Here is a 12,461-nt window from a genome sequence, read left to right as displayed (position 1 = left end):
TGAAATATATGACGGCTACGTGGGGATGGCCTTAAAGTACGGCCTGATAACCTTGTTTTGCGGTGCTTTTTTGTGAGCCATTTGCTGATAGTCGACGATGATGTCGAGGTGCTCGACCTGCTGCAGAAGTTTCTCTGCCAGCATGGCTACGAGGTTGACGTGGCCAGGGATGGCAAGGCGCTGTGGCAGGCCGTCGAGCGGCGGGTGCCGGACCTGGTCATTCTGGATGTGATGCTACCTGGCGACAGTGGCCTGGTGTTGTGCCAGCGCTTGCTGGCCGAGCACAAGGTGGCAGTGATCATGCTCACCGCCATGGGCGAGTTGAGTGACCGGGTGGTTGGCCTGGAGCTGGGGGCAGACGACTACCTGACGAAGCCGTTCGCCGCCCGTGAACTGCTGGCCCGGGTGAGGGCAGTGCTGCGCCGTGCCGGCGAAGCGGCCGGGAGCGTGGCGGGCCATGCCTGCGCGACCCTGGAGTTTGCCGGCTGGCGGCTGGATGTGGTGCGGCGCGAGCTGCGTTCGCCGGACAACGTCATGATCCCCTTGTCCAACGGTGAGTTCGAGCTGCTGCTGGTGTTCGCCGAACATCCGCGGCGGGTGCTCAGCCGCCAGCAGTTGCTGGACATGGCCCGTGGCGATGCCTACGACGCCTATGATCGCAGCATCGACGTCCAGGTCAGCCGGCTGCGCCGCAAGCTTGAAACCGACAACGGCAACGAGCCCTTGATCCGTACCCTGCGCAACGCCGGTTACCTGTTCACGCCCACGGTCGCGAAGCGATGAAGCTGCTCGCCAGGGTTCGCCAGGCCCTGCCACGGCCCAGGATCACCATTGCCCGCTGGATCGCGCTGACCACCCTGACGGCGATGCTGTTCCTGTTGCTGCTCAAGGGGCTGTTCAGCCTGTTGCTGAGTGTCTGGGCGCAGCCACCGCTGCTGGAGAGCGGGGTGATCGAGAAGGTTGCAGCGGTCACTCGCATCCTCGACGTCGCGCCCATGGCGCAGCGCGCCAACATCGCCAGTGCGGCGGGCGACGGCTCATACTCCGTGCGCTGGCTGCGCCGCCATGACGAAGCGGGCGTACCCGTGCTGGTCGATGCCGAGTTCAGCGAGGGCACGCCTATCCTGCGCGCATTGCTCAAGCGCCCGGATGCCAGGGTCGAGGCCTTCGCACCGTCCGACATGCCGGAGTACGCACCTGAACGTGGTTATGCGCTGATGATCGAGCTGACCGACAAGTCCTGGGTACTGTTCCGTGCCACCAGCCGTAGCTGGGGCCTGGACGAACTGCCGCGCAACCTGATCATCCTCGGGCTGATGCTGGTTTCCAGCCTTGTCGTCGCGCTGCTGGCCACCCGCTACCTGGCCAAGCCGCTGGAGCGCTTTGCCGAAGGTGCGCGGCGTTTTGGCAAGGACTTCAACGCCCCGCCCATTCCGGTGGTCGGCCCGCACGACCTGCGTCAGACCATTCTTGCGTTCAATGCCACCCAGGCGCAGCTCAAGCATTTTCTCAACGACCGCACCCAGATGCTCGCGGCCATTTCCCATGACTTGCGTGCACCGCTGACGCGCATGCGCTTGCGCGCCGAGTTCATCGACGATGCCCAGCTACAGGCCAGGTTGTTCAAGGACGTCGACGAGATGCAGGCGATGGTCGATGCGGCGTTGGGGTTCTTCCGTGATGACGCGCGGCTGGAACAGACGACCGTATTCGACCTCGGCGAATTGCTGCTGACCGTGGTGGACGACTTCAAGGACGCGGGGGTCGAGGTCGGCCTCAGCGGGCCGCGTCGCTGTGTGTATACGGGGCGGCCGGTGGGTATTAAGCGGGTGCTGGTCAACTTGATCGACAATGCAGCGAAATACGGCTGCGAGCCCACGGTGGTGTTGGCGGTAAACGCCAGGCAGATCGAGATTACCGTGCAGGATCGTGGGCCGGGCATCGCGCCCGAGCTGCACGAGCAGGTATTTGCGCCGTTCTACCGTATCGAAGGTTCACGCAACCGCAATACCGGTGGCGTGGGGCTGGGCCTGCCCGCAGCACGTGCCATCGTGCTGGAGCAGGGGGGCAGCATGTCCCTGGGCAACCGCCCGGGTGGCGGGCTGGAAGTCAGAATCATGCTGCCGCAGGGCTGATCAGAGCCCCAGTTCGCTGAGCCCGGGGTGATCATCCGGGCGCCGGCCCAGCGGCCAGTGGAACTTGCGCTCGGCTTCACTGATAGGGTTCTCGTTGATGCTCGAATGGCGGTTCTGCATCAACCCGTCCTCGGCAAACTCCCAGTTCTCGTTGCCATAAGCGCGGTACCACTGGCCACTGTCGTCGTGGTACTCGTAGGCATAGCGCACGGCAATGCGGTTGCCGGTGAAGGCCCAAAGCTCCTTGATCAGGCGGTACTCCAGTTCATGGTTCCATTTACGCGTCAGGAACGCCTCGACCTCGGCACGACCGCGCGGGAACTCGACGCGGTTGCGCCACACGGTGTCGATGGTATAGGCAAGCGCGACCTTGGCCGGGTCGCGGCCGTTCCAGCCATCCTCGGCCAGGCGGACCTTTTCGATGGCGCTTTCGCGGGTGAAGGGCGGCAGGGGTGGGCGGGACATCGGGGTTCTCCTCAGTTCGATTGGCTGGTAGGAGAGTAGTAGCCGCTGGCTGAACAGAGAATGGGTGTGCCTGGCACATCATAATTGCAGTGCGTGGAACAATGAAGACCGCTGGAGATGGGGCAAGGGGGCTCTATCAGGCTGCGTCGGCTGCAGTTTTCCCGGCAGCCTTGCTACGCCCACCCAGCCACACCAGCAGCAGCCCGGTGGCCGCCAGCACGCCACCTGCCATCGGCACGGCCGCATAGTCCAGGTCCAGGCTGATCACCGCACCACCCAGCGCCGCGCCTACGGCATTGCCCAGGTTGAACGCGCCGACATTGATCGATGAGGCCAGCCCCCGTACGCAGGACGCGGAGCTCGGCCGCCAGCGCCTTGCGGCCGCCGCGGAAACCGAAACGCCAGCGTTGCAACGGTTCGTCAGGGTTGTCCGCCAGGTCCAGGCGGATGAAGCTGCTGTAGGGCTTGTTGCCCGCCACCGTGCGCCAGGTGGCGACCCGGTGCCGGTGGTCGTCCGGTGTGCCGGGGTGGGCCAGGCAGCCGTCGAGGTTGCTGCCGATCCATTCCGGGTTCTGCTGGGTCAGGCCGGCTACCAGCTGTTGGCCGATTTCAGGGTCATACCTCGAACACCTGGGCGGCATCGCCGAACGACGGGTCGTACAGCGGCACATCGCGGACCCACAGGGCGCGGTAGCCCAGGCGGTCGGCCAGTTGTGCCAGTTCTGCGTGGCGGGCCAGGTCCGGCTCGCCGAACTGGCGGCCATCGCGGCGCCGCGCCTGGTCGCCGGCGGGCGTCCAGTCGTGGTCCAGCGGTGCTTCCAGGCCGATGCTGAAACCGCCAGCGGTCAGGCGTTCGAGGGGCGTGGTCATGGTATCAATCCCAGATTGGCGCCAGGCCGTCAGGGCTGACTTCACGGCCGTTGCGCTCGAGCTTGGCGATGCGTGCCATGTCGTCAGCGTCCAGCTTCAGGTCACGTGCGAGCAGGTTGCTGGCCAGGTTTTCCCGCTTGGTCGACGACGGGATCACCGCGTAGCCCAGCTGCAGGGCCCAAGCCAGGGCAACCTGGGCCACGGTGGCCTTGTGCTTGGCGGCGATGTCGGCCAGTACCGGGTCTTTCAGCACCTTGCCGTAGGCCAGGGTCATGTACGAGGTGACGGTGATGCCTTGCTCCTTGAGGAACGCGGTCAGCTTGCCGTTCTGCAGGTAGGGGCTGAGTTCGATCTGGTTGGTGGCGATCTCGCCTTCGCCGACCACTTCGATGGCCTGGCGTGTCAGTTCGATGTTGAAGTTGGATACACCGATCTGGCGGGTCAGGCCCAGCTTCTTGGCTTCGGCCAGGGCGGCCATGTACTCGGGCAGCTCAACGCCGTTGCCTGGGGCTGGCCAGTGGATCAGCAGCAGGTCGACGTAGTCGGTGCCCAGTTTTTGCAGGCTGTCGCGCAGGCTGGGGACCAGCTTGTCGGCGGCGTAGTTTTCGACCCAGATCTTGGTGGTGATGAACAGCTCGCCGCGCTTGACGCCGCTTTCGGCGATGGCCTGGCCGACGTCGGCTTCGTTCTTGTAGATCTGCGCGGTGTCGATGACGCGGTAGCCAAGTTCCAGGGCCGACTTGACCGAATCGATGACGGCTTGGCCGGTTAGGCGAAAGGTGCCGAGGCCGAAGGATGGAACGCTCATGGATCTGCTCCTGGTGAGTGAGGGGGTGGGCCGAATCGAGCTTGGTCGCTCGGGTTCGATCGCTCTTCGTGTGGGGGAGCAGTGTGCGGCTTTGAGGGGGATTGATTAAGATGGGGCGGGGCCAAGGTCATTTGATTCACAGTCAAGAATCAGCGGCAAAGTCGTGACTGTGTTGCTGGAATAGCAGATTCTTCCTGTACCGGCCTCTTCGCGGGCTTGCCCGCTCCCACAGGTACACCACAGGCTTCAAGGAATGTGGCATTCCTGTGGGAGCGGGCAAGCCCGCGAAGAGGCCGGTACAGGAAAACGAAACGGCCCGCCATATAGGCGGGCCGTCTGGCATTGCAAGGTGACGATCAGCGCCGGCGGAACAGCGGCAGCGGCTCGTCGGTGGCGGCCTGGTAGGTCACCGAGAAGTCCTTCAGGCTTTGCAGCGCGTCTTCCGGGTCCTTGTCGGCACGGATGGCGAACGCGTCAAAGCCGCAACGGGCCATGAAGAACAGCTGGTCGCGCAGCACGTCGCCAATGGCGCGCAGCTCGCCCTTGAACTTGTAGCGGTCACGCAGCAGGCGCGCATTGGAGTAGTTGCGCCCGTCGGTGAACGCCGGGAAGTTCAGTGCGATGACCTGGAAGTGCTGCACGTCTTCGCCGATTTCTTCGGCTTCTTCGTCACTGTCCAGCCATATGCCCAGCCCGCCGTCACGGGCTTTGAGCGCATGGGCATGGTCGCGCCACATCTGCAGCGGGACGATGTAGTCGTCGCAGTTGGTCAGCTCGTCAAAGGACGTTTCCTTGGGCAGCAGATGCCAGGTTTCGTCGACGATCTGGTTGTTCTTAATGATTCGCTGCATAGACGCGTTCCTTGAAGGGGTCGATGCCGATACGCTGGTAGGTGTCGATGAAACGCTCTTCCTCGGTACGTTGCTCGACGTACACGGCGATCAGCTTCTCGATCACATCGGCCATGTCATCCTGGGCGAAGGACGGGCCGAGGATCTTGCCAAGGCTCGCGCCACGCGCGGCATTGCCGCCCAGCGACACCTGGTAGAACTCCTCACCCTTCTTGTCCACGCCGAGGATGCCGATGTGGCCCACGTGGTGGTGGCCGCAGGCGTTCATGCAGCCGGAGATGTTCAGGTCGATCTCGCCGATATCGAACAGGTAGTCCAGGTCGTCGAAGCGGCGCTGGATGGATTCGGCGATCGGGATCGACTTGGCGTTGGCCAGCGAGCAGTAGTCACCGCCCGGGCAGCAGATGATGTCGGTCAGCAGGCCGATGTTCGGCGTGGCGAAGCCGTTTTCGCGCAATTCCAGCCACAGGGCATGCAACTGACGCTGCTCGACGTCGGCAAGAATGATGTTCTGCTCGTGCGAGGTGCGCAGGAAACCGAAGCTGTAGCGTTCTGCCAGGTCGGCCACGGCGTCCAGCTGCTTGTCGGTCACATCGCCCGGGGCAACGCCGGTGGGCTTCAGCGACAGGGTTACGGCCACGTAGCCAGGGCGCTTGTGGGCGCGGGTGTTGCGCGAGCGCCAGCGGGCGAAGCCTGGGTACTCGGCGTCCTGCGCGGCGTAGTCGACGTTGTCCAGGGCCAGGTAGGCCGGGTCGACGAAGTGGCGCGATACACGCTGCACTTCGGCTTCGGTCAGGGTGGTGCTGCCGCCACGCAGGTGGACCATTTCGGCCTCGACCTTCTCGGCGAACACTTCCGGGGTAAGGGCCTTGACCAGGATCTTGATCCGCGCCTTGTACTTGTTGTCACGGCGACCGTAACGGTTGTACACGCGCAGGATGGCGTCGAGGTAGCTGATCAGGTCCTGCCACGGCAGGAACTCGTTGATGAACGAGCCCACCACCGGGGTACGGCCCAGGCCGCCACCGACCAGTACCCGGAAGCCCAGCTCGCCAGCGGCATTGCGCACCGGCTCCAGGCCGATGTCGTGCACTTCGATGGCGGCGCGGTCTTCCTGCGAGCCGTTGATGGCAATCTTGAACTTGCGCGGCAGGTAGGCGAATTCCGGGTGGAAGGTGGTCCACTGACGGACGATTTCGCACCACGGGCGCGGATCGACGATTTCGTCTGCGGCCACACCGGCGAACTGGTCGGTGGTGGTGTTGCGCAGGCAGTTGCCGCTGGTCTGGATCGCGTGCATCTGCACGGTGGCCAGTTCGGCGAGGATGTCCGGGATGTCCTCCAGGGCCGGCCAGTTGAACTGCACGTTCTGGCGGGTGGAGATGTGGGCGTAGCCCTTGTCGTAGTCGCGGGCGATCCTGGCCAGGGTGCGGACCTGGGTGGCGTTCAGCTGGCCGTACGGCACGGCGACGCGCAGCATCGGCGCGAAACGTTGGATGTAAAGGCCGTTCTGCAGGCGCAGAGGGCGGAATTCTTCTTCGCTCAGCTCACCGGCCAGATAGCGGCGGGTCTGATCACGGAACTGCTTGACGCGGTCCTCGATGATCCGCTGATCGTACTCGTCGTATACGTACATAAAAGTCCTGTCTCAGGCATGCAGCTATTCGCGCGCACGGCCGCGCACTCCGCTTCGGAGCCGGGGAACGATAGCAGGTTGCGTTTATGCGCTAAAGTGATGTTTTTGCATATGAAAAGAACCAAATGGACTATGTGAGACTGACTGCCATTTGTGCGCTGGGCGTGGCTTGGCGTTTATAATCCGGCGTTTGCTTCGCAGGGATGTCAGCCCATGCTCAAGGCGTTGTGCCAAAGCTTGTGTCTTGCCTTGCCGCTGGCGGCAAGTGCGCAACCGGCTTCGGTGGTTTTCCTCAACCCGGGGCTGTCCACCGAAACGTTCTGGACCAGTTATACCCGCTTCATGCAGGCCGCTGCAGACGATCTGGGCATGACCCTGCACGTGGAATACAGCGAACGCCGCGCCGACCTGGCGCTGACCCAGGCCAGGGCGATCCTGGGCGGACCGCAGCGGCCGGATTACCTGGTCCTGGTCAATGAGCGGTACGTGGCGCCGGAGATCATCCGCCTGTCGCGTGGCACCGGCGTCAAACTGTTCCTGGTCAACAACGGCCTGACTGCCAGCCAGGCCCGTAGCATCGAGGCCCAGCCGGACAAGTATGCCGAGCTGCTGGGCACCTTGACGGCCAACGACGAGCAAGCGGGTTTTGAGATGTTGCACCAGATGGTCGCGCAATTGCCCCGCGACAGTGGGCCGGTGGACCTGCTGGCGTTTGCCGGGGTCAAGACCACCCCGGCCTCGCAGCTGCGCGAGGAGGGCATGCGCCGCGCCCTGGCCGACTTCCCCCAGGTGCGCCTGCGCCAGGTGGTATATGGTGGTTGGAGCCGCCAGCGCGCCTACGAGCAGGCGCAGCAACTGGTGGAGCGCTACCCGGCCACCCGCCTGGTATGGTCGGCCAACGACGAAATGGCCTTTGGTGCCATGCAGGCGTTCGAGGAGGCAGGGCGCAAGCCGGGGCGCGATGTGCTGTTCAGCGCCATCAACAGCTCGCCCGAGGCCCTGCATGCCCGTATCGACGGGCGTCTTAGCGTGCTGATGGGCGGGCATTTCACCCTCGGCGGCTGGGCCATGGTGATGCTGCACGATGATGCCCAGGGACTGACGGTGAACCGCGACGGCCTGCGCGAGCATCGCATCCCGGTGTTGCAGTCGATTGACCAGGCCAAGGCAACCCGTTGGCTGAAACTACTGGAACGGCCCGACTACGGTATCGATTTCCAGCATTACAGTGCCGAAGGGCGGCCGCCCGACTACCAGTACCCATTTCTGACATCACCGATCAATTATTGAAAGACCCTGCTTGAGGGAAGGGCATTGCTCGTCTTAACTGCTGGTGGTGAAGTGCATTCCCATAACCACTACAAGAGGCAATGCAATGGGAAACTCAACCAAGGTCCGCAAAGCTGACAGCAGCGTCGATGCCTGGGCGATCCTCTGCCTGATCGTTCTGGTGGTGGTCACTGCCGTGTATTGGGTCAGCCACCAGTAGACTTGTATTCAAGACCGTGATGCAGCCAGAGCGCCTGCGGGAGGGAGTCCCGCAGGCGTTCTTGCTAGCGCGCAAGGTGCAGGGCCAATTGCACCAGGCCGATCAGTACGGCAATGAACACCAGGGTGAACAGCGTCCCCAGCGCAATGAAATGGCTGGCCTTGCCGTGGGTGAAGTCGCGGGCGCGGTTCTTGCCGCTTTGCACGCCGAAGGCGGCAGCGAGGATGCTGTGCAGCATCTGCCAGAAGGTAGGGGGCTTGCCCTGGCTGGAATCGTCCATGGTGGCTCCTGAGGAAATCAGAGGCAATCAGGGACAGTGTAGGTGGCTATTGGGGCTGCTGTGCAGCCCATCGCGACACAAGGCCGCTCCTACAAGGGATTGCATTCTCCTGTAGGAGCGGCCTTGTGTCGCGATGGGCCGCAAAGCGGCCCCAAGGGTCTTAGCTGTCGTAACCCAGGTTAGGCGCCAACCAGCGCTCGCTGACACTCACATCCTGGCCCTTGCGCGCGCTGTAGCGCTCGATCTGGTCCTTGTCGACCTTGCCCACCGCAAAGTACTGCGCCTGCGGGTGGGCAAAGTACCAGCCGCTGACCGCCGCTGCCGGGAACATCGCAAAGTGGTCGGTAAGGAACACGCCGCTCGGCCCGGTCTCACCGATGGCAGTGCCATCAAGCAGGCGGAACAGGGTTTCCTTCTCTGTGTGGTCCGGGCAGGCCGGGTAGCCGGGGGCCGGGCGGATGCCGCGGTACTGCTCCTTGATCAGCGCCTCGTTGTCGAGGTGTTCGTCGCGGGCATAACCCCAGTGCTCTTTACGCACCTGCTCGTGCAGCCATTCGGCACAGGCCTCGGCCAGGCGGTCGGCCAGGGCCTTGACCATGATCGAACTGTAGTCGTCGCCCTTGTCCTGGTAGGCCTTGGCCACTTCCTCGGCACCGATGCCGGCGGTAGTGATGAAACCGCCCACGTAGTCGGTAACGCCACTGGCCTTCGGCGCGACGAAGTCGGCCAGCGACCAGTTGGGCTTGCCGTCCGGCTTGATGGTCTGCTGGCGCAGGTGGTGCAGGGTAGCCAGGGCCTGGCCGTCCTCGCCGTACACTTCGATATCGTCATCGGCCACCTGGTTGGCCGGCCAGAAGCCGAACACCGCGCGGGCGCTGATGAGTTTTTCGTCGATCAGTTTGTCGAGCATCTCGCGGGCATCCTTGTACAGCGCCGTCGCCGCCTCGCCGACCACTTCGTCGGTGAGGATGCGCGGGAACTTGCCGGCCAGGTCCCAGGAGATGAAGAACGGGGTCCAGTCGATGTACTCGGCCAGCGTGCGCAGGTCGATGTCTTCCAGCACCTTGACGCCGGTGAAGGAGGGCACCGTTGGCTGGTAGCCAGCCCAGTCGTACTGCGGCTTGGCGGCGATAGCCTGGGCGTAGCTCAGGCGCTCGGTGCGGGCACTGCGGTTGGCGGTGCGCTCGCGTACTTCTTCGTATTCCTGGCGGGTCTTCTCGACGAAGCCGGCTTTCAGCTCCTTGGACAGCAACTGGGTGGCAACACCTACCGCGCGCGAGGCGTCGGTGACGTAGACCACGGCGTCGTTGCTGTACTTGGGCTCGATCTTGACTGCGGTGTGCGCCTTGGAGGTGGTGGCGCCGCCGATCATCAGCGGCAACTGGAAGCCCTGGCGCTGCATTTCGCGGGCCACGTGGACCATCTCGTCCAGCGACGGCGTGATCAGGCCGGACAGGCCGATGATGTCGCACTTCTCGTCGCGGGCGGTTTGCAGGATCTTCTCGGCCGGCACCATCACGCCGAGGTCGACGATGTCGTAGCCGTTGCAGCCCAGCACCACGCCGACGATGTTCTTGCCGATGTCGTGCACGTCGCCTTTTACCGTGGCCATCAGGATCTTGCCCTTGGCTTCCGGCTTGTCGCCTTTCTCGGCTTCGATGAACGGGATCAGGTGTGCTACCGCCTGTTTCATCACGCGGGCCGACTTGACTACTTGGGGCAGGAACATCTTGCCCGCGCCGAACAGGTCGCCGACCACGTTCATGCCATTCATCAGCGGGCCTTCGATCACTTCGATCGGGCGGGCGCACTGCTGGCGGCATTCTTCGGTGTCTTCGACGATGAATGCGGTGATGCCCTTGACCAGCGCGTGCTCCAGGCGTTTTTCCACCGGCAGCGAGCGCCACTCTTCGTTTTCCACTTCCCTGGTTGCGCCGCCGCCCTTGTAGTCGTCGGCGATGGCCAGCAGTGCGTCGGTGCCATGCGGGGTACGGTTGAGCACCACGTCCTCGACCTTTTCACGCAGTGCAGGCGGGATCTCGTCATAGATCTCCAGCTGGCCGGCGTTGACGATACCCATGGTCAGGCCGTTCTGGATCGCGTGGTACAGGAACACCGAGTGGATGGCTTCACGCACCGGGTTGTTGCCACGGAACGAGAACGACACGTTGGACACACCGCCCGAACTCAGGGCGTGCGGCAGGTGGTCGCGGATGTAGGCACAGGCCTCGATGAAATCGACGGCGTAGTTGTTGTGCTCTTCGATGCCGGTGGCGACGGCGAAGATGTTCGGGTCGAAGATGATGTCTTCCGGCGGGAAGCCCACTTCATTGACCAGGATGTCGTAGCTGCGCTGGCAGATTTCCTTCTTGCGCGCGGCAGTGTCGGCCTGGCCGACTTCGTCGAAGGCCATCACCACCACGGCAGCGCCATAGCGCTTGCACAGGCGGGCGTGGTGCTTGAACTGCTCGACGCCTTCCTTCATGGAAATGGAGTTGACGATGCCCTTGCCCTGTATGCACTTGAGGCCCGCTTCGATCACTTCCCACTTGGACGAGTCGATCATGATCGGCACGCGCGAGATGTCCGGCTCGCCGGCGATCAGGTTGAGGAAGCGGACCATGGCGGCCTGGGAGTCGAGCATCCCTTCGTCCATGTTGATGTCGATCACCTGGGCGCCGGCCTCGACCTGCTGCAGGGCGACTTCCAGGGCTTCGGTGTAGTTCTCTTCACGGATCAGCCGGGCGAACTTGGCGGAGCCGGTGATGTTGGTGCGCTCGCCGACGTTGACGAACAGCGACTGGCGGTCGATGGTGAACGGCTCCAGGCCCGACAGGCGGCAGGCCTTGGCGATTTCCGGAATCTCGCGCGGCTTGTACTTGGCCACGGCCTCGGCGATGGCCTGGATGTGGCCAGGGGTGGTGCCGCAGCAGCCGCCGATGATGTTGAGGAAGCCGCTGGCGGCGAACTCCTCGACCACCACGGCCATTTCCGCCGGGGTTTCGTCGTATTCACCGAAGGCGTTCGGCAGGCCGGCGTTGGGGTGGGCCGAGACATGGGTGTCGGCCTTGGTCGCCAGCTCTTCCAGGTACGGGCGCAGGTCCTTGGCGCCGAGGGCGCAGTTCAGGCCCACGGAAATCGGCTTGGCGTGGCGTACCGAGTTCCAGAACGCTTCGGTGGTCTGGCCCGACAGGGTACGGCCCGAGGCGTCGGTGATGGTGCCGGAGATCATGATCGGCAGTTCGATGCCGTCTTCCTCGAACACCTGCTGCACGGCGAAGATCGCCGCCTTGGCGTTGAGGGTGTCGAAGATGGTCTCGATCAGCAGCAGGTCGGCGCCGCCCTCGATCAGGCCGCGGGTGGCCTCGATGTAGTTCGTTACCAGCTCATCGAAAGTGACGTTGCGGTAGCCTGGGTCGTTGACGTCCGGGGAAATCGAGCAGGTGCGGCTGGTAGGGCCGAGCACGCCAGCGACGAAGCGCGGCTTGTGCGGGGTTTCCAGGGTCTTGGCATCGGCCACTTGGCGGGCGATGCGCGCGCCCTCGACGTTCAGCTCGTAGACCAGCGATTCCATGCCGTAGTCGGCCTGGGAAATCTGCGTGGCGTTGAAGGTGTTGGTTTCGAGGATATCGGCGCCGGCATCCAGGTAGGCCTTTTCGATGGCGGCGATCACATCCGGGCGGCTGAGCAGCAACAGGTCGTTGTTACCTTTGACATCGCTTGGCCAATCGGCGAAACGCGTGCCACGATAGTCGTGTTCCTCGAGCCGGTAGCTTTGGATCATAGTACCCATGCCGCCGTCGAGGATCAGGATGCGCTCCTTGAGTGCGTTCTGGAGTGCTTGGAGACGAGCGCTGCGGTCGGACATAGGAACTACCTGGTCGGGCAAATTTCAGAAGGTGCAGAATCATAACAAAGCTGCGCGGT

11 protein-coding genes are annotated in these 12,461 nt (G+C 63.6%); 3 read left to right on the top strand and 8 right to left on the bottom strand.

Annotation, left to right across the window (positions count from 1 at the left end; all coding sequences use genetic code 11):
• Nucleotides 1-72: 72 nt before the first annotated feature.
• Nucleotides 73-783: a response regulator gene (locus IMX18_RS14980; protein WP_054572708.1), complete on the top strand. Its 711-nt coding sequence runs from the start codon at nt 73-75 to the stop codon at nt 781-783.
• On the top strand, nt 780-2,135 hold the full coding sequence (locus IMX18_RS14975; RefSeq protein WP_061302714.1) for an ATP-binding protein: 1,356 nt from the start codon (nt 780-782) through the stop codon (nt 2,133-2,135). The genes IMX18_RS14980 and IMX18_RS14975 overlap by 4 nt, the downstream gene beginning before the upstream one ends.
• Here the strand turns inward: IMX18_RS14975 and IMX18_RS14970 are convergent, their stop codons facing one another.
• The 6 genes from IMX18_RS14970 to IMX18_RS14945 all read right to left on the bottom strand — a co-directional run bounded on the left by IMX18_RS14970 (nt 2,136) and on the right by IMX18_RS14945 (nt 6,765).
• Entirely contained in the window at nt 2,136-2,600 is a 465-nt protein-coding gene (locus IMX18_RS14970; RefSeq protein ID WP_217190581.1) for a nuclear transport factor 2 family protein, read from the bottom strand.
• 136 nt (nt 2,601-2,736) lie between these two features.
• Nucleotides 2,737-2,868: a hypothetical protein gene (locus IMX18_RS28235; RefSeq protein WP_263011078.1), complete on the bottom strand. Its 132-nt coding sequence runs from the start codon at nt 2,866-2,868 to the stop codon at nt 2,737-2,739.
• A 347-nt stretch (nt 2,869-3,215) separates the two neighbouring features.
• Complete coding sequence (locus tag IMX18_RS28090; protein WP_052329211.1) at nt 3,216-3,470, bottom strand: LLM class oxidoreductase; 255 nt, start codon at nt 3,468-3,470, stop codon at nt 3,216-3,218.
• Nucleotides 3,471-3,474: 4 nt separating this feature from the next.
• Nucleotides 3,475-4,278, bottom strand: coding sequence for a 2,5-didehydrogluconate reductase DkgB (dkgB, locus tag IMX18_RS14955; protein ID WP_015269745.1), 804 nt, complete (start codon nt 4,276-4,278; stop codon nt 3,475-3,477).
• A gap of 356 nt (nt 4,279-4,634) precedes the next feature.
• Nucleotides 4,635-5,129, bottom strand: coding sequence for a DUF934 domain-containing protein (locus tag IMX18_RS14950; RefSeq protein WP_013971943.1), 495 nt, complete (start codon nt 5,127-5,129; stop codon nt 4,635-4,637).
• Nucleotides 5,113-6,765, bottom strand: coding sequence for a nitrite/sulfite reductase (locus IMX18_RS14945; RefSeq protein WP_013971944.1), 1,653 nt, complete (start codon nt 6,763-6,765; stop codon nt 5,113-5,115). The genes IMX18_RS14950 and IMX18_RS14945 overlap by 17 nt, the downstream gene beginning before the upstream one ends.
• Before the next feature lie 213 nt (nt 6,766-6,978).
• Here IMX18_RS14945 and IMX18_RS14940 point away from each other — a divergent pair, with 213 nt between their 5' ends.
• Entirely contained in the window at nt 6,979-8,055 is a 1,077-nt protein-coding gene (locus tag IMX18_RS14940; protein ID WP_015269746.1) for an ABC transporter substrate-binding protein, read from the top strand.
• Nucleotides 8,056-8,318: 263 nt separating this feature from the next.
• Here IMX18_RS14940 and IMX18_RS14935 read toward each other — a convergent pair whose 3' ends face one another.
• Together IMX18_RS14935 and metH are read right to left on the bottom strand one after the other, a co-directional pair.
• The gene (locus IMX18_RS14935) at nt 8,319-8,534 is read right to left on the bottom strand and encodes a DUF2970 domain-containing protein (protein WP_003256398.1); all 216 of its coding nucleotides are present in this window, start codon (nt 8,532-8,534) and stop codon (nt 8,319-8,321) included.
• Nucleotides 8,535-8,694: 160 nt separating this feature from the next.
• Nucleotides 8,695-12,402, bottom strand: a complete 3,708-nt coding sequence (gene metH / locus IMX18_RS14930; protein ID WP_100413125.1) for a methionine synthase — start codon at nt 12,400-12,402, stop codon at nt 8,695-8,697.
• Between the last annotated feature and the right edge of the window lie 59 nt (nt 12,403-12,461).

The sequence above is a fragment of the Pseudomonas shirazica genome (assembly GCF_015168335.1).
In the GTDB taxonomy this organism is placed as follows: domain Bacteria; phylum Pseudomonadota; class Gammaproteobacteria; order Pseudomonadales; family Pseudomonadaceae; genus Aquipseudomonas; species Aquipseudomonas asiatica.
Note: the sequence above shows the minus strand (reverse complement) of the source record. Positions and strands in the feature narration are given on the sequence as shown.